Genomic DNA, 16,788 nt, shown 5'->3' on the forward strand with positions numbered 1-16,788 from the left:
ACGCTTTGTCGAAAAGTTGTCTCTTTTAGCTGAGGTTGACATTCCTGCTTGGTCTGATGATTAATAGGAAATATTCACATATTTCTAGGTTTATGGTAACTTTTTAGTTAAAATCAAGTAAATGAAAATATGTTATTTTTGAGTTTTAGATGATTTTTTTTAAAAAATTCAGCATCTTGTTATTATTATTGGTAACACCGAAGGTGTTTTCAGCAACGTTATTTTTTACGGCGATACCAAATGATGAAAAAAGTATATTAGATCATCATTTTAATGCCGTTGCGAATGATTTAGCGGCGAAGCTGCATATTGATGTGCAATATATCGCTGTGGGATCTTATGCTGAGGCTGTGAATATTTTTAAAGAAAATCAAGTACAACTTGCTTGGTTCGGTGGTTTGTCGGGGGTACAGGCTCGACGTGCGGTGCCGGGGTCTGAGGCCATTGCACAAGGTTATGAAGATCAGTTTTTTCGTAGTTACTTTATTGCGAATGCTTCTGCTGATATTATTCCATCTAAAAGTTTTCCCAATCTAAATGGCTATACTTTTACCTTTGGATCCCCTGATTCAACGTCTGGGCGATTAATGCCTCAGTTCTTTATTGAGCGTAATTTAGGTAAGGCACCCCATGATGTGTTTCGCCGAGTGGGATTTTCTGAAAACCATTTAGAGACCATCGAGCAAGTACAATCTGGTGTTTATCAAGTTGGGGCGGTTGATTATAAGATCTGGGAGCGTGCGGTTACAGAAGGTCTGGTGGATTTTCAAAAGATCTCAGTGATATGGGAAAGTCCTTCTTTTCCTGATACACAGTGGACAGTCAGAGCGGGTATTGACGAGCAGTTTGGCAAAGGTTTTAAACAAAAACTGCAGCAAGTTTTACTGGGTATGCGAAGTGATGATGCTCAATCTAGACTATTATTTGTGCCCGTTGAGGATCATGACTATGAAGCTATTGAAGATGTTGCTCAAGCCATAGGCTTAATTGATTAGGTTTGTTGCTTGAATTCAGATGAGTCAGTGCAATTCATATCGAAGGTGTTATTAATAATCTGCTTTTAACCTGTCTATCCCAAGTGTTATTAACCTTAAGCTTAATATTCTATCTATACTTACATTCGGAAATCGATAATATTAGGTCATAGGATGAATAACAAAACATCACCCTTTTCGGCAGTCACCCCTGCTTTTATGGCGGATTATGATCATGTTCATCCTAGTGGTGGCCGGCACCCTCAATGTTTGCGTAATAGGCTTGCTAATGTGGGTATTGATGCGAGAAAGCATCTGTCGAGTCAGTTAGATTTAAACCTCTTAACTGATCGGCAATATCAATTTATTGCTGAAACAAGCGATGATGGTTGGCTTATTGGGGGAGGAGACAGCACTAAATTGAAAAGAGCTGATACGGCTCATGCTGAAATTTGGCGTACGGGACCTGATAATGTTGAACAAGGTGGCTTGTCTTATTCTGTGATTAATACCGTGCTTAAATCAATTGCATTTGGGCCTATGCTGTTAAAACCGCTTAGGGTGAATTATACGGATACCAATGAGTTAGAATTATTATTTGAATACGATCCTTCATCGAATATCGGTTTATTGCTTGCTTTGTTGAGTCAAGTCATGGCATGTCCCTGTGGGGATTATGGTAACCCGTTCCATATTACTTTAGTCAGGGGAGTGGCTTTTCGTTCCGAGCAGACAAAAGTTCATTTTTTTGAACAAGTGGGTGAAGTAGTCCTCAATTGGAGAGCACGTTACTCAGAAGGCGTTTTGTTTGGCGATGGTGGCGTCGATTTTTTTGCGAATCGTGAAGAGATACTCTTTCATTACTCTCCCCGTTTAGCGTCAGGTGTCGAAGCCGATATTCCGGCTTTATTGAAAATGATTGCTGAACGTTAACAAAGTAGGTTGTTTGTTGTGTCATTAAGACGTTAGGCGATAAATTTTTTTGCGTTTTAGCCGAATATTTTGTTTATGGTCTGGTGTCGCCAAAAGTGAACATTTGCTGTGAGTCTAACCACAAAGGGTATTTTTTCATGGCACTCGTAAAATATTGACTTTCAATATGATTGTTTAACCAGCTTCGAGTATTGGGATAAGGTGCTTGGTTAAACCAGTTGACATCGACGTGAGCAAATTGACGAATAAAGGGAAAAATGGCGTAATCTGCGAGTGAAGCGCTTTCTCCTAATAGCTGTGCAGATATTGTCAATTGTGTTTCAAGTTGAAAGATAAACTGCTCCGCTTGTTGTCGGTACTCTGTTGCAGAATGCTCAGGATGGCGATCGGCATATTTATATTTATCTAGCCAAGGTTTAAATGTCGTGTCATTTTGTCTGATCAAGGTATGTGTTATGTCTATCTGCTGTTGATCTTTGGGTAATATTTGCTGCGGATCAGATTGATTTAATGCCCAAAACATAATATCCAAGCTTTCATCGATGACATGACTGTTGGTTAAAATCAACACTGGCACTGTGCCTTTAGGTGAAGCGTTCAACATTGACTCAGGTTTGTGCTTGAGGATAATTTCTTTGAGCGATACTGATTGATGGCTTAATAAAATACCTAATCTTGCTCGCATGGCATAAGGACAGCGTCTAAATGAATACAGTATGGGTAATGACATAAAAATATTGTTGCTGAGCGAATGTAACAAGAGAGTTTACTGCTAAATTAACGGCTTTGGTACTGGATTGGCATAATATTTCTTTTCTTTTAATGAATTTGGTTTTTATCTTTATGGGATTAGGGTACTATTCGCCATGATTTTTATGTGGTCTTTTTTGTGTTTTACGCACTGGAAATGAAGTTCCAGCAAGCCGTTAAAGAGGTTGGTATGTTTGTAGTTTGTGCAATGTATAAGTTTGTCGCGTTACCTAATTTTGAAGCGATCCAAAAACCTTTATTGAATATAATGGAAGAGGCTGAAATTAAAGGCACTCTACTATTAGCAAGTGAAGGGGTCAATGGTACCGTTGCGGGGAGTCAAACTGGGATAGACCGTCTACTAGCTTGGCTTAATACTCAGCCGGGATTAGATAATATTGTTTATAAACTGTCATTTGATGAAGAAATGCCTTTTTACCGTACTAAAGTAAAATTGAAAAAAGAAATCGTTACTATGGGGATTGAGGGAATTGATCCTAATAAAGTTGTCGGCACCTACGTTAAGCCGAAAAATTGGAACCAGTTAATTTCAGATCCTGAAGTGCTATTAGTCGATACACGCAATGATTATGAAGTTAAAATTGGGACTTTTAAACATGCGGTGGATCCTAAAACAACCACTTTCAGAGAGTTCCCTGATTATGTCCAAGAAAATTTAGATCCTAAAAAGCATAAAAAAGTCGCCATGTTTTGTACTGGTGGGATCCGTTGTGAAAAATCAACAGCATATTTAAAAGAACAAGGTTTTGATGAAGTTTATCACCTTGAAGGAGGTATTTTAAAATATCTTGAAGAAGTAAAACAAGAAGAGAGCCTTTGGGAAGGGGAATGCTTCGTGTTTGATAATCGAGTGGCTGTTAATCATAGCTTAGAAAAAGGACAATACGATCAATGTAATGCATGTCGTATGCCTATAACGGCTGAAGAAAAAGCATCCAGTGATTATGTTCAAGGTGTGAGTTGCCCTCATTGCATTAATAATATTTCAGATAAACAACGCCAGCGTTTTATAGAGCGAGAGCGTCAAATGCAGTTGGCTCAACAACGAGGTGAAGCGCATATCGGCAGTGATGTTAAACAAGTTATTGAGCAACGTAGACAGGAAAAAGAACAGCATAAGCAATCACAGAATGAAGTGAACAGTGAGCCTTTAATAGGCTGAAATGCTGCTTCACCCTATTAAGTTGAATGAAATAAAAAACGCTAACAATTTATAAAGAGTTAGCGTTTTTTATTGTTTTTGATTGGTTCTTAATCTTTAGCCGATTGAGTTAAGCGGGTTATTCTTCGCCGTCATCAATGTCAGTGGTGTAACCATAAAGAGCGGCAATAACCGCTTTCGCTGCGTTTTCTAAATCTTCTAGCGTGTAGCTTTGCAAGGCGCCAGTGTCTAAAATTGTTTCTCCGTTTTTGAGCCAATCTAATGCGGATTGTGCGATGACTTGCTGTCCTGGTGAAGCAAGGTGAACGGTATTCCAAAATAAAAAGGGGTCGCTAAGCCTACTTAGGCAGGGGGTGACATTCCCTGTCGCAACACCTCCATTATCATATACATACTCATTGTCATTACAAGGGCTACCAAAGGTTCGTGAATATCCATCACCATAGGCCACAATATTCATGTTGTCGTAAAGGTTATCTAAGAAATAGAAATGCCATTTTGGATAATGATCTGACTCAATTAAAGCGTAAGCAGATGCAGTTTTATAAGTGAGTAGTTTTAATCTTTCGTTATAAATTTTGACAAGTTCACCTAATACCTTGGCGAAAGCTTGTAACTCTACAGGGCGTAAGTTAATACCTGACTGCATTAAATAGTAGTTGATATCAGGTGTGAGCCCTAAATTGTATTGAGGAAACATGAAAATATTCCCCCTATCTTGACCTTGAAGGTTTAATCCTCGGATCATTGTTTCAACACTGGCGTTATGCGTGCCAATCATATAGTCGGGGATGGTGGTCCAGATAGCGTCAATAAAGTCATCGAAGCTGATTTCTCCACCGACCCAGTCGAAGAAAGTATTGGAGATATCATTGGCCCCACTGTAAAAAATATACAGCGTATCTCTGTTGACTTGTGTGGGGTTTTTTTCAACATCGGGAAGAAATAGTTGCGTCACTTGCTGATAAAGCGTAGGGACAGGCATGGTCGCTTCTAATGTATAGCTGTCAGCAGCGGAGAGAGGTGGTTTATCATTTTCGAGTATTTGTGATTCTCTATAGTCTGCTTGCACGGAATAAATATCGCTTTTAGGGCACTCGTCCGCAATAAGAAGCACTGCTTGATTACCATTATAACAACCAGTTTGGGGTGATAATGCCCCATACCATGCATAGTCGACAGACACCATGTCGATAGAATCAACATCTTCATTCGTATAAGCCACCCAAGAAGATAAGAGTATTTCATTAAAGAGTTCATCATTTTCGACGCCATTGTAAGCGAAATATTCCAACCATCCCGTCGAGTTACTTTGACGTGTGTTACATACAGCTTTTTCAATATATCGGCCAGTGCAAATGGATTGCGTATCGACGGATAACGCCACGGTGTCATAAGTATCAGTCACTTCAGGAAACTGTAGTGAGCCTAAATCAATGGGGGCAAAAATATCGCTGTCTATTGGCTGAGTGATTGGATTGTAGAGGTTCGTTGCTATTTCATTGAGTGAAGAAGAATAAGGATCATATTGATAATATAAACTTTGTGGGTAATTTCCCATGTCGCTTTGACTGTCACCAAAGACGATGATATTCGAAAATACATCGGACTTATAATTATTGTCGTTATCATCATCTGAGCAACTACTGATAAGGAATATTGAAGACAATATGATAAGGAGCAAGCAGTGCTTTTTACGCGTTATATTCATTTTATTCATATGTGTCCAATACCTATCTATTAATAATAGTGTCAGTAGACAGCGTCCATTTATTGGCACCTACTTATAAATATTAGCAGTATAGTTGAGTATTTGATCTTTATACTATGGAGAGTGGTGAGCGACCGCTATTTAAGCCGAATGAAAGCGGTTTCTATTTATTTAAGGGCGATAATATAGTATAAGCCCTGTGATTATTTTCTATTGGATGTTTTGAATGTCAGATAAATTTTTTTTTAAAGGTCGTAAAACGCCGAAGCCGAAACATGAAAGTTATGGCTATAATACCAAACGGGTTGCAAAACGGGGCACCGAATCAAACCCACTAAACTTGATTGTGAACAGTGAAGCCCGTGAAATTGAAATTAAGCAGCGAGTATTTGATAGCGAATTAGTGGCAAATATTGTGATAGACGTAAATGCTGTGGAAGATATTGGCGCCTTAGAGCAACTGTTAACTAAAGTTAAGCCAGTGGTATCTGATAAAAAACCTGATCGTAATCAAGCATGCCCCTGTGGCAGTGGTGACAAATACAAGAAATGTTGTGGGAAATAATTGGATTATCTCTTTTGTATTTTTTATGCTCCTTACTTGCTGCGCATGAAAAATGTCACGATAGTCAAACTGGTAAAGCGCATTTTAATTTGACTTGAGTCTATAAAGTTCTAAGTTCAACTTATACCATTTCATTAGTAAATACTAATGAAATGGTATAGTCCTCTATTTATTAAGTTGAAATAATTAATCATTTATTTTCAGTGTATTATATCAACTATCCTGCTTTTACTTCATATAAACGCCAGCGGATATTCGCTTTTTGTCATGTTATGATTTTGCTTTATGACAAAATGACGACTTGAATGTGACAGAGAGTACGGACTCATAAAAGATCGTTGGATGATAAGACGGATCTGAATTGAGATCTAGATCTTAAAGAGGTGTCATTAACATGAGTGTGTAAGGAGGCATAAAGTGAAATATCAACGCAATGGGCTTTTATTCTGTCTTTATCTATTTTTTATATTGTTGAGTTCAACAAGCTGGAGTTATGAAAGTAATTACCTCATCGGCCGGGGGATCCATGATATTACCGGCCCTGCTGCAGAAGTGGGCCTAATGGGTTATGCCAATACGAAGCAAAAAAGCAGTGGTATTCATACTCGGCAATGGGCCAGAGCCTTTATCATTATTGATGGGATGAGTGGCCAGCGCGTTGTTTTTGTGAATGTTGATGCGGGGTCGGTATTTCAGGCGGTGACACAAGGTGTCATGAGAGCACTGGATGCTAAATTTGGCAGTTTATATACTGATGATAATGTGATTTTAAGTGCCACTCATACCCATTCAGCAGTCGGTGGTCAGTCGCATTATGGACTCTATGATATTACGATTTTAGGGTTTATTGAGCAAGCGTATCAAGCTCAAGTCGAGGGTATTGTTGCCGCCATTGAAAAAGCACATAACGATGTAAAGCCGGGTTACATTCTTATCAATAAGGGCGATTTATCCAATGCCAGTTATAACCGCTCGATAGAAGCTTATAATAACAACCCGTTACTCGAGCGGCTATATTATGCAGGCTCTATTCAAAGTGAAATGACAGTATTAAAATTCATGCATCAACAAAGCAATCAAGTCCCACAAGAAATAGGCATGATTAATTGGTTTGCGACCCATCCCAATGCCATGGGCAGAGAATTAACGGTATTGAGTTCTGATAATAAAGGCTACGCGGCGTATCTATTCGAGCGGGTATTAAAAGGCAGTGATTACCAAAGTAACGATAATTTTGTGGCGGCTTTTGCTATCAATAATGCAGGCGACATGTCGCCCAATCTCAACTCGGATGAGGAAGGGAGAGGGCCGACTAATGATCGATTTAAAAATGTTGAAATTATCGGGGAGCGCCAATATCAAGCAGCGTTAACGTTATATGATAATGCAACAGAGCAATTAATCGGTTCTATTGAATACCAACAGCAATTTGTTGATTTATCTAATACGCTTGTAGCGGCAGATTTTACCCATACAGAGATGAAACATACTTGTGTTGCTGGCTTAGGTGAATCGTTTGCCGCAGGGACGGAAGACGGTCGCGGGCCGAGCTTTTTTGAAGAAGGCAGTACAGAGGCTAATCCATTCTTTCAGTTTATTAGTGGCATGATTGTTGAACCGAGTGAAGAGGATATTGCTTGTCATGAGAATAAAGCTTTATTACTCGCCGTGGGTAAAACAACACCTTACCCTTGGTCTCCAGAGGTGTTACCCCTGTCTATTCAAAAATTGGGTCAACTGGCTATTTTAGCGGTACCAGCAGAACTGACGATTATGGCGGGTAGGCGCCTGATGAAAACGGTTGAAAGTACCTTGGGTGAGCAGTTGCAATACAGTGTCATTGCCGGACTGTCTAACGCTTATAGTGGTTATGTTGCCACAAAAGAAGAATATGATTTACAACATTATGAAGGCGGTTCTACTCACTTTGGCCCTTGGACACTCAGTGCTTATCAACAATCATTTTATCAATTAGCCACAAGAATGTTACCTGTGGGAGAAGAACCTGCTGTTATTTTAGCGCCGATCCCTTTTCCCGTTGTTGAGCCTATTCCGAGAGACTTAACGGGAGAAACCATTAACTTTCAAACGGGAGTGGTACACGATCAAGCCCCTATTTTTAAGCGTATAGGGGAACTAGTTGATGACACCGAGGATTTTTATCAAAAAGGTGAACATGTTGTCGCGCGGTTCTGGTCGGGACACCCTAAGAATAACTTACGCACCCAAAGAACGTTCATGGAAGTGCAGTTTTGGAATGACGATCATTGGCAGGTGATTGCAACAGATAATGACTGGTCTACGTTGTATGAGTGGGATCGCATCGATGGTGTATGGGGGACATCCCAAGTGACATTAACTTGGCACATACCTCCTCATGCGGCGACAGGTTATTATCGTTTAGTGCATTTCGGTGATGAGAAGAAGCCGATCACCGGTGAGATTAAAGCCTATTCAGGCAGCAGTCGAGTCTTTTTTGTTGATTGAGTAGTGAGTCATGAGATATCCATTTGTTATGCGTTCGGCACTTTCAGGAGGGTGGGTATCAAGTTGTTTTATGGACAAAGTAAGTGGAATGAGACAAGGCCAGTCTAAAAAATGAGTGTCGTTGAAAGCATCGTGAGTATTGTTGCGGGTTATCTTATAACGGTATGGATGCAGTTCTGGCTTTATCCCTTGTTTGGCATCATATTTCAGTGAATAAAGCGTTACTATTGTCAGTGATTATCGTATGTGTGACTTTGATCAATAATTTTTTAGTGCGTCGTCTGTTTATTCATACCCATACGAAAAGACATCATTAAACATGAACCGTTGATTTTTTATATCGATAACCGTTGGCTGTATTGCTTTGGTGTACAGCCAGCATACTGTTTAAATAAAATGATAAAAGGCGTGGTTTGGCTGTAACCTAAGGTCAAGGCAATTTCTTTAATAGAGAGCCCTTTTTTGAGTAAAAAAATGGCTTCAATAAACTTTCGTCGTTGTCGCCATTCAGTGAAGTTTACGCCTAATTTGTCTTGAAAATGTCTTGCTAGTGTGCGTTCTGTGGTATGAATTTTCTTAGCCCATTCCGATAAGGAAGTAGAGTCATGGGGTTGATGCTCCAGCATCATTAAAATCGGAGAGAGTAAACGATCGTCCGTGGTGGGTAAAAAGGCCTGTGTACAACTGGCTTGGGAAAGTTGATCAAGTATAACGTGTACTAAACGTTTATCGGGTGCAGAGGCCGCGATTGTCATTTTTCGAAGATGAAAGTTATCCATAATACTGAGTAAAATAGGACTTAATTCGAGTAAACAGACATGTGTAGGCATGCTTATGACGTGGGGCATAATATTGATAGAGTAATATTGCATTTTTTTGCGCATATAGCTTTCATGGGCAATATCGTGAGGTACCCAAATCCCGTATTGAGATGGCGCGACGAATTGTTGTTCTTGAGTGTAGATCTCAATGACTCCCGCATGTACGATTTGTAATTGCCCCCATTGATGGCTATGCATGGGGGTAATGGCATTGGGTAAAAAATGCTCGTAACTGAAAAATACATCACTTAAGGGAGCTTGACTAAATTTTGTAGGGTAGATATTGGCCATGTTGATATTTTTCTTTATGGATAAGCAGATCTGTCTGATCAGCAAGTTTAAGTGTCTGTTTAGCAATATAACCTAAAAATAGGACATGAGAAAATACTCCCTTCAAAATGAAGTTGATTATTATTTGAGGTTGTATGTCTTATCTTTTCCCAATGGTTGCTGTGTTCATTTGGTCAATGAATGCGTTGGTCAATAAATTATCCTTTGGTGTGATCCCTGCGGAGACTATTGCCTTTTATCGTTGGTTTTTTGCGGTATTAATATTAAGCCCATTTTTAATTGGTCCGGTTTGGAAGCAAAGAGTCAAAATTAAAGCGCACCTAGGAAAACTCGCTTTTTTGTCTTTGCTCGGTATGGTGTTATATCAGTCACTGGCTTATTTTGCCGCCGCAACTACCACCGCGACAAATATCGGACTCATTACTTCTTTAGTGCCTTTAATGAGTCTTTTTTTGGCGCCAATGGTGTTGAATAAGGTCTTATCTAAGTGGGCTTTATTTGGGGCAAGTATTTCCTTAACGGGATTATTTATCATGTTAAGCCAAGGGAATATTCACCAATTTGTTGAACAAGGTATTAATCAAGGTGATGGGTTGTTACTTATCGCAGCTTTTTCCTATGGTTTATACAACGTGATGATAAAACGTTGGGATATGGGATTGTCTGTTTGGGTATCTATTTATATGCAAGGGCTATTTGCTATTGTATGGCTATTACCGGGGCTCTTAATTGCGCCTAGCACTGCAATCAGTATGTCTGCGTTACCTTTAGTGGCTTTTGCTGCGATTGCAGCATCAATTATTGCGCCTTGGGCATGGATAAAAGGTATTGGCTTACTGGGGGCTGAAAGAACGGCCATGTTTATGAATTTATTACCTGTAATTACCGCAACCGCGGCGAGTCAATGGTTAGGTGAGCACTTGACTGTATTCCATTATGTGGGAGGCGGGCTCGCTCTTTTGGGTGTGCTCCTGTCACAATTAAGCACATTTTCAGCTTTGAAAGAGCGTTTTTTTAAATTGACGTCATACAAAATGTAGGAACGATCGTAGCCCATTAAAACAATTTGTTTAATGGGCTATCTGATACCAGTTTAGCCGTGACTGATGAGTGTGTTATGCGGGGAATAGAGGGAAATATTGGCCGCGACTTTTTTCATTGCATTGGTTAATTGAGTCAATTCAGACGATGTGATGGTGTAGGCAGGCATCAGATAAATGAAATTGGAAAAGGGGCGGATCCACACTCCTAAATCAACAAAATCTTGTTGTAATTGCGCAGTATCGAGACGGGATGTCATTTCTAGCACGCCAACGGCGCCCAATATTCTGACATCTTTCACTTCGGGTAAATGAATCGCCTCACTGAGCTCAGTATACAATTGCGCTTCAATAGCGCGGACTTGAGCTTGCCATTGATTTTCATTGATTAAATCTAAACTGGCATTGGCTGCGGCGCACGCCAGTGGATTTCCCATAAACGTGGGGCCATGCATGAACACGCCAGCAGGTGAGTCACTGATCCCTTGCGCGACTTCATCAGAGCACAGTGTCGCCGCGAGTGAGATATAGCCGCCAGTGAGCGCTTTACCTAGACACAATATGTCGGCTTCGATATTAGCATGTTCATAGGCAAATAATTTGCCTGTACGTCCAAAACCAGTGGCAATTTCATCTAAAATAAGCAAAATATTGAATTCATCACACAGCGCTCTGAGTCCGGCTAAATAATCGGCACTATAAAAACGCATTCCCCCAGCACCTTGCATAATGGGTTCAATGATCATCGCGGCAATAGTGTGATGTTGCTGCTCAATGATCTGTCTTATCGGTGTGAGATCATCACTGATGAATGGCTCACCAAAAAGGGTTTGAGGGGCGGGAGCAAAAAGCTGCGGAGTAACAGAATCACCAAACATACTATGCATGCCGCCTTCAGGATCACAAACACTCATCGCGGCAAAAGTATCGCCATGATAGCCATTTTTTACGGTTAAAATATGTTGTTTTTGGTTCTGTTGGCGACCTTGCCAATACTGTAATGCCATTTTTAGCGCAACTTCGACGGCAATGGAACCTGAATCGGCAAGAAAAACTTTAGTGAGGCTCTCACTGGTCATATTAATGAGTTTTTTCGACAAGTCTATTGCGGGCGCGTGAGTGATCCCACCAAACATCACATGACTAAGCTGGTGTAGCTGTTGCTCCATCGCTTTTAAAATATAAGGGTGACCATAGCCATGAACACAAGCCCACCAAGAGCTCGTGCCATCAATGAGGGTTCGTCCATCTTCAAGGGTTAACTGTGTGCCTTGAGCGGCCACCACCCCAAATGTGGGCAGGGCGTGTGTCATTGACGTATAAGGATGCCAGATATGTTTAGCATCAAAGTCAAAATCTATGCTGGTGGAATATTGCTTATCATTTTTGAACATAAAATAACCGCTAGTAAACCATTTTTGTGAGTTGGCGTTGACAGCTTAAGGTCTGCGAGTATCATAGGCAAGATAAAAGAGGCACAATGCCAGAATGAATACCCGTTAAAGGTGAGTCCTATGTTTGAATTGCAAGTTCGTAATGATTGGAAACGTGATGAAATTGAGGCGTTATTTGCTTTGCCCATGAACGATCTTCTTTTTCAAGCTCACAGTATTCATCGTCAAACATTTGATCCCAATGAAGTTCAAATTAGCCGGTTGTTATCGATCAAAACGGGTGCTTGCCCAGAAGATTGTAAATATTGCCCCCAAAGTGCTCGCTATGATACTGGTCTTGAAAAAGAGCGATTAGTGGCGATGGAAACGGTGTTAACCGAAGCACGCAGCGCAAAAGCAGCTGGTGCATCACGTTTTTGTATGGGCGCGGCTTGGCGAAATCCTAAAGAACGTGACATGCCTTATTTAAAAACCATGGTGGAAGATGTTAAGGCGCTTGGAATGGAAACCTGTATGACCTTAGGGATGTTATCGGTCAATCAAGCGGATGAACTTGCAGAAGCAGGGCTCGATTATTATAACCATAATTTAGACACCTCACCGGAATACTATGGTGAGGTGATCACCACTCGAACCTATCAAAACAGATTAGATACGTTATCGAATGTTCGTGCATCAGGCATGAAAGTCTGTTCGGGGGGGATCGTTGGCATGGGCGAGGAAGCCAAAGATAGAGCGGGCTTATTACAACAGTTGGCTAATTTAGAACAACATCCAGATTCTGTGCCGATTAATATGTTGGTCAAAGTGTCGGGTACGCCGTTTGCCGATATTGATGATCTCGATCCACTTGAGTTTGTGCGTACCATTGCAGTTGCCCGTATTATCATGCCTAAATCGCGTGTGAGGTTATCAGCAGGCCGTGAAAGTATGAGTGATGAGTTGCAGTCAATGTGTTTCTTTGCGGGGGCTAATTCTATTTTTTACGGTTGTAAGTTGTTGACCACCGCTAATCCTGAAGAAAATGATGATATGGCGTTGTTTAAACGTTTAGGCTTGCATCCTGAGAAAGGCGTGGCGGCAACGAAAGAGCAAGATACAGCTATGTTAGCTAAGGCGGCAGCGCAACAAGATAAACAATCATCAGCATTTTATGATGCTGCGGCCTTATAAGTCGGCTCAGTGTGTTTGATGATAATCAAAGGTGATTAATCGATGAGTGACAATGCGCTTACCCATAAAATCATTGCGCAGCAAACAAAGTTGCAGCAGGCTGATTTATTGCGAAAAAGGCAGCCTGTTCATTTGACTGACGGTGCTAACTTAGCCTCGAAGCAGCAGCACTTTGTTAATTTCGCCAGTAATGATTATCTTGGCTTGTCTCGTGATCCTGCGATTGCAGCGGCATTACATCGAGGAGCACTGAAATATGGGGCGGGCAGCACCGCTTCACCTTTAGTGACAGGTTATAGTCCAGCGCATACCCAACTTGAACAACGCTTATGTGAGCTGACAGGACAAGAAGCTGCCATATTATTTTGTTCAGGCTTTAGTGCCAATAGCGCCTTGATGAAAACCTTGTTTAATGCCTCTGATAAGGTGATTGCCGATAAGCTTATCCATGCCTCTATCATTGATGGATTACGTGATAGTGGTGCGCAATTCAAGCGATTTCATCATAATAATATTGAGAGTGTGAAGACGCATTTAGCGCAATTCTCGCCTTGTGCGGTATTAACGGAAAGCGTGTTTAGTATGGATGGGACGCAAGCGCCTTTAGCTGAATTATCGGCCTTATGCCAGCAATATGGTGCTTGGTTAATCGTCGATGATGCGCATGGTTTTGGTTTATTAGGCCATCGAGGATTAGGGGCAACACAAGTGCAGAGTCCTGAGATGACATCAGCATCGCTGCAACATTTTGGTTTACTTGGACAGCAAGGATTAGGTTCAACTCAAGTGAAACTAGACAGTGCATTACCGATCGATGCTCAGGTGATCACGTTTGGTAAAGCCATGGGATGCCAAGGTGCGGCAATTTTAGGCAGCCAAGCGTTAGTTGATTTTTTAGTCGCAAATGCACGCCATTATATTTATTCCACCGCATTGTCACCTGCCAATGCGATGGCGGCTTTGGCATCACTTGAATGCATTGTGCTGGCAGACAATAAACGCCAGCGCTTACACAATAATATTACGCTATTTAGACGCTTGTGCGAGCAAGAAGGCATAGTGTTAACGAACTCTATCACCGCGATTCAACCTATTATTATTGGTGAGCAGCAACGCATGTTGCAAGTTGCTGATATACTGAAAAATAAAGGCTTTTGGGTTGGGGCAATCAGACCGCCAACGGTGCCCAAAGGCAGTGCACGTTTACGTATTACTCTCAATGCGAGTCATCAATCAGCAGATATTCAAGCACTCGTTGACAGTTTATCTTTAGCCTTACAGGCTCATTAATACAGCGATCACGGGATAGTCATTCGTATAGTTGACAAATGAAAGTGGCAACGAGCTAAGTCAGGTATGGGCCAATAAACCTGTTTCGATAACTTAGGTTGAAATAATAACAACACAAATGAACAATAAAATCTTATTACAGTGAGTGTGATAGTGAACATGACCGCGATATTAAATAAATTTTCAACATCACTCAATAAACACATTATTGCGAAATTGAATGGACAGACATTGGCGGCTGGTATGACTGAGTCAGATGTGGCTCAACTCATTGCTAAGGATTTTTCTGCGGCTGCAATGGGCTATCATGAGCATAATATTTTACAAAAACGCACGGCGATAATGTTATGTCAAACCTTGTCACCCACAGGCACATTATTAGATATCGGTGCGGGTCCTGGGACGGATTTCTCTGTTTTTTCGAAGGTTAAGCAAGTTGTTACTCTCGATATCGCCAGTGGTATGTTAGCAAAGTTGAAAGAAAACTTTCCTCAATACCAAGCGATTACAGGCGATGCACAATGTTTACCGCTACAAAATAACAGTATCAATGCGATTTACTCTAATTTAGCCTTGCAATGGTGTCCTCGCTTTAAACAGGCAATGTCTGAAGCGGCGCGAGTATTAATGCCATCAGGTACTTTGGATATGAGTGTAGTCACAGAAAATAGCTTACCTGAACTTGAACATTTAGGGTTTAAGGTTAATCGCTTTCAGGCATTTGATGATCTTGTTGCCCATTTTGATGCAAGAGAGTGGCAAATTAAAGAAGCTAAGTTAGTGCCTGTGACAGTGTATTTTGAAGATTTAAAAAGCTTACTTTACTCTATTAAAGGCGTTGGCGCCTCAGTGTTAATCGATAAACCATTGCGTCCGGTTTTACAATTGAGAGGGCGGCAAGATTGGTTGTCACTTAATAAGAAAGCCAACAGCTTAAAACAAGCGCGAGGCATACCCTTGACCTATTACATTGCCATTATTCGCGCTAAAAGAAAGTACAGTTTAGTGTGATCTTCACTAAGCTAATTGATTAAAGAGATAACAGCGAATGTATTTTGTAACAGGCACAGACACTGATTGTGGCAAAACCTTGGTATCGAGCGCGTTACTGCATCAGGCTAAAGGGAGAAGCTTAGGCTTTAAACCCATCGCATCGGGTTGTGAGATGCAGGCTCAAGGATTAAGAAACGCCGATGCGTTAAGTTTACTGGCCGCCTCGAGTGTTAAATTAGGTGATTTTCTCACCCTAAGCAATGATGGCGTGAGCATGGCGTTAGAATATCAGCACATTAATCCTTATGCATTTGAGCCCGCCATTGCGCCTCATATTGCAGCGAGTCAAGTGAGTGTGGATATTGAGCCTGAGCTTGTTCTAGAAAATATAATGTTTGCTAAAACCTTATCACTTGATTTTTGTATTATTGAAGGCGCGGGTGGTTGGCACTTACCTTTGGGAAATCATCATTTTTTATCCAGTGTTGTCAAACAGGCTGAGTTAGCGGTGATCTTGGTGGTAGGTGTTAAACTTGGTTGTTTGAACCATGCATTACTTACCCAAGAAGCCATACTTAAAGCGGGAATACGGATCGCAGGTTGGGTTGCAAATTGTGTTGATCCCGATATGCCTTATGTTGATGATAATCTGATGACCTTGTTAGAAGTTATGAGTGCGCCTTGCTTAGGTATTATTCCTTATTTGAGTGTTCCTAAAGCCACCGTTGCGACAAAATACCTCGTTTTGCCCCAATAACATCATGTTGACGAGCTGATATTCATTTTATGTTGATGTTAAAGAAAGTTTGCAGGTTAGGCCCCCAATTAAGGAGGGTCATCTCAGTCGGTGTTTTGAGTTGAGGTTAGTTTAAGTGATTGTGATTTTTATCTTATTTTATTCATTTTTAATTTATTTGCTTTCATCTTTGTTAATCAATATTAATACGATAAGCTTTTCCTTTTAAATTGATTATTACTCATTGACTTTTAATGATTAATTAAGTTTTTTGTGTTTTTATATCATTGATTATTCCTTTTTGTTTGCTGTCAATGGGCTCTTTTGCTCTTTTCAAGCCTTGAATTTTAGTTATTAAGACATATTATGTCATAAGGAGGCTTGTTTAAATGATAATATCTAAGCGAGACTTAAAAGGCGTATCAAAGAAGATAAAGCTATTTATTA

15 protein-coding genes are annotated in these 16,788 nt (G+C 40.6%); 11 read left to right on the forward strand and 4 right to left on the reverse strand.

Annotated elements, in window-relative coordinates; translation table 11 throughout:
* Positions 1 to 149: 149 nt before the first annotated feature.
* A complete protein-coding gene (locus L2764_RS03745) occupies positions 150 to 995 on the forward strand; it encodes a putative selenate ABC transporter substrate-binding protein (protein WP_248938905.1) in 846 nt (281 codons plus the stop codon).
* A gap of 153 nt (positions 996 to 1,148) precedes the next feature.
* Entirely contained in the window at positions 1,149 to 1,907 is a 759-nt protein-coding gene (locus tag L2764_RS03750) for a hypothetical protein (protein ID WP_248938906.1), read from the forward strand.
* A gap of 73 nt (positions 1,908 to 1,980) precedes the next feature.
* Here L2764_RS03750 and L2764_RS03755 read toward each other — a convergent pair whose 3' ends face one another.
* Entirely contained in the window at positions 1,981 to 2,637 is a 657-nt protein-coding gene (locus L2764_RS03755) for a glutathione S-transferase (RefSeq protein WP_248938907.1), read from the reverse strand.
* Between the two features lie 210 nt (positions 2,638 to 2,847).
* On the opposite strand from L2764_RS03755, the gene trhO reads away from it, so the two are divergent.
* Positions 2,848 to 3,840: an oxygen-dependent tRNA uridine(34) hydroxylase TrhO gene (gene trhO, locus L2764_RS03760; RefSeq protein WP_376708374.1), complete on the forward strand. Its 993-nt coding sequence runs from the start codon at positions 2,848 to 2,850 to the stop codon at positions 3,838 to 3,840.
* Between the two features lie 118 nt (positions 3,841 to 3,958).
* On the opposite strand, the gene L2764_RS03765 is transcribed toward trhO, so the two are convergent.
* A complete protein-coding gene (locus L2764_RS03765; protein WP_248938908.1) occupies positions 3,959 to 5,560 on the reverse strand; it encodes an SGNH/GDSL hydrolase family protein in 1,602 nt (533 codons plus the stop codon).
* 217 nt (positions 5,561 to 5,777) lie between these two features.
* On the opposite strand from L2764_RS03765, the gene L2764_RS03770 reads away from it, so the two are divergent.
* The 3 genes from L2764_RS03770 to L2764_RS28500 all read left to right on the forward strand — a co-directional run bounded on the left by L2764_RS03770 (position 5,778) and on the right by L2764_RS28500 (position 8,816).
* Complete coding sequence (locus L2764_RS03770; RefSeq protein ID WP_248938909.1) at positions 5,778 to 6,116, forward strand: PBPRA1643 family SWIM/SEC-C metal-binding motif protein; 339 nt, start codon at positions 5,778 to 5,780, stop codon at positions 6,114 to 6,116.
* A 417-nt stretch (positions 6,117 to 6,533) separates the two neighbouring features.
* Complete coding sequence (locus L2764_RS03775; protein WP_248938910.1) at positions 6,534 to 8,603, forward strand: neutral/alkaline ceramidase; 2,070 nt, start codon at positions 6,534 to 6,536, stop codon at positions 8,601 to 8,603.
* Between the two features lie 111 nt (positions 8,604 to 8,714).
* A complete protein-coding gene (locus tag L2764_RS28500; RefSeq protein ID WP_446539676.1) occupies positions 8,715 to 8,816 on the forward strand; it encodes a DUF7220 family protein in 102 nt (33 codons plus the stop codon).
* 122 nt (positions 8,817 to 8,938) lie between these two features.
* On the opposite strand, the gene L2764_RS03780 is transcribed toward L2764_RS28500, so the two are convergent.
* The gene (locus L2764_RS03780) at positions 8,939 to 9,715 is read right to left on the reverse strand and encodes an AraC family transcriptional regulator (protein WP_248938911.1); all 777 of its coding nucleotides are present in this window, start codon (positions 9,713 to 9,715) and stop codon (positions 8,939 to 8,941) included.
* 134 nt (positions 9,716 to 9,849) lie between these two features.
* On the opposite strand from L2764_RS03780, the gene L2764_RS03785 reads away from it, so the two are divergent.
* Positions 9,850 to 10,755: a DMT family transporter gene (locus tag L2764_RS03785; protein ID WP_248938912.1), complete on the forward strand. Its 906-nt coding sequence runs from the start codon at positions 9,850 to 9,852 to the stop codon at positions 10,753 to 10,755.
* A 53-nt stretch (positions 10,756 to 10,808) separates the two neighbouring features.
* On the opposite strand, the gene bioA is transcribed toward L2764_RS03785, so the two are convergent.
* Positions 10,809 to 12,149, reverse strand: coding sequence for an adenosylmethionine--8-amino-7-oxononanoate transaminase (gene bioA, locus L2764_RS03790; protein WP_248938913.1), 1,341 nt, complete (start codon positions 12,147 to 12,149; stop codon positions 10,809 to 10,811).
* Positions 12,150 to 12,269: 120 nt separating this feature from the next.
* On the opposite strand from bioA, the gene bioB reads away from it, so the two are divergent.
* The 4 genes from bioB to bioD all read left to right on the forward strand — a co-directional run bounded on the left by bioB (position 12,270) and on the right by bioD (position 16,362).
* Positions 12,270 to 13,322 carry a biotin synthase BioB gene (gene bioB, locus L2764_RS03795; RefSeq protein ID WP_248938914.1) on the forward strand — a complete coding sequence of 351 codons (1,053 nt, stop codon included), beginning with the start codon at positions 12,270 to 12,272 and terminating at the stop codon, positions 13,320 to 13,322.
* Positions 13,323 to 13,364: 42 nt separating this feature from the next.
* Positions 13,365 to 14,612, forward strand: coding sequence for an aminotransferase class I/II-fold pyridoxal phosphate-dependent enzyme (locus L2764_RS03800; protein ID WP_248938915.1), 1,248 nt, complete (start codon positions 13,365 to 13,367; stop codon positions 14,610 to 14,612).
* Positions 14,613 to 14,771: 159 nt separating this feature from the next.
* On the forward strand, positions 14,772 to 15,623 hold the full coding sequence (locus tag L2764_RS03805; protein WP_248938916.1) for a methyltransferase domain-containing protein: 852 nt from the start codon (positions 14,772 to 14,774) through the stop codon (positions 15,621 to 15,623).
* Positions 15,624 to 15,660: 37 nt separating this feature from the next.
* Positions 15,661 to 16,362, forward strand: a complete 702-nt coding sequence (gene bioD / locus L2764_RS03810; protein WP_248938917.1) for a dethiobiotin synthase — start codon at positions 15,661 to 15,663, stop codon at positions 16,360 to 16,362.
* The last annotated feature ends 426 nt before the right edge of the window (positions 16,363 to 16,788 follow it).

Origin of the sequence: Shewanella surugensis, from assembly GCF_023284005.1 — a bacterium.
Classification (GTDB): domain Bacteria; phylum Pseudomonadota; class Gammaproteobacteria; order Enterobacterales; family Shewanellaceae; genus Shewanella; species Shewanella surugensis.

Excerpts from the sequence above, each read along its gene's own strand:
- L2764_RS03780 (WP_248938911.1), bottom strand. The coding sequence starts at position 9,715 with ATGGCCAATATCTACCCTACAAAATTTAGTCAAGCTCCCTTAAGTGAT.
- bioB (WP_248938914.1), top strand. The coding sequence starts at position 12,270 with ATGTTTGAATTGCAAGTTCGTAATGATTGGAAACGTGATGAAATTGAG.
- L2764_RS03745 (WP_248938905.1), top strand. The coding sequence starts at position 150 with ATGATTTTTTTTAAAAAATTCAGCATCTTGTTATTATTATTGGTAACA.
- bioA (WP_248938913.1), bottom strand. The coding sequence starts at position 12,149 with ATGTTCAAAAATGATAAGCAATATTCCACCAGCATAGATTTTGACTTT.
- L2764_RS03800 (WP_248938915.1), top strand. The coding sequence starts at position 13,365 with ATGAGTGACAATGCGCTTACCCATAAAATCATTGCGCAGCAAACAAAG.
- L2764_RS03805 (WP_248938916.1), top strand. The coding sequence starts at position 14,772 with ATGACCGCGATATTAAATAAATTTTCAACATCACTCAATAAACACATT.
- L2764_RS28500 (WP_446539676.1), top strand. The coding sequence starts at position 8,715 with ATGAGTGTCGTTGAAAGCATCGTGAGTATTGTTGCGGGTTATCTTATA.
- bioD (WP_248938917.1), top strand. The coding sequence starts at position 15,661 with ATGTATTTTGTAACAGGCACAGACACTGATTGTGGCAAAACCTTGGTA.
- L2764_RS03765 (WP_248938908.1), bottom strand. The coding sequence starts at position 5,560 with ATGAATAAAATGAATATAACGCGTAAAAAGCACTGCTTGCTCCTTATC.
- trhO (WP_376708374.1), top strand. The coding sequence starts at position 2,848 with ATGTTTGTAGTTTGTGCAATGTATAAGTTTGTCGCGTTACCTAATTTT.
- L2764_RS03750 (WP_248938906.1), top strand. The coding sequence starts at position 1,149 with ATGAATAACAAAACATCACCCTTTTCGGCAGTCACCCCTGCTTTTATG.
- L2764_RS03770 (WP_248938909.1), top strand. The coding sequence starts at position 5,778 with ATGTCAGATAAATTTTTTTTTAAAGGTCGTAAAACGCCGAAGCCGAAA.
- L2764_RS03785 (WP_248938912.1), top strand. The coding sequence starts at position 9,850 with ATGTCTTATCTTTTCCCAATGGTTGCTGTGTTCATTTGGTCAATGAAT.
- L2764_RS03755 (WP_248938907.1), bottom strand. The coding sequence starts at position 2,637 with ATGTCATTACCCATACTGTATTCATTTAGACGCTGTCCTTATGCCATG.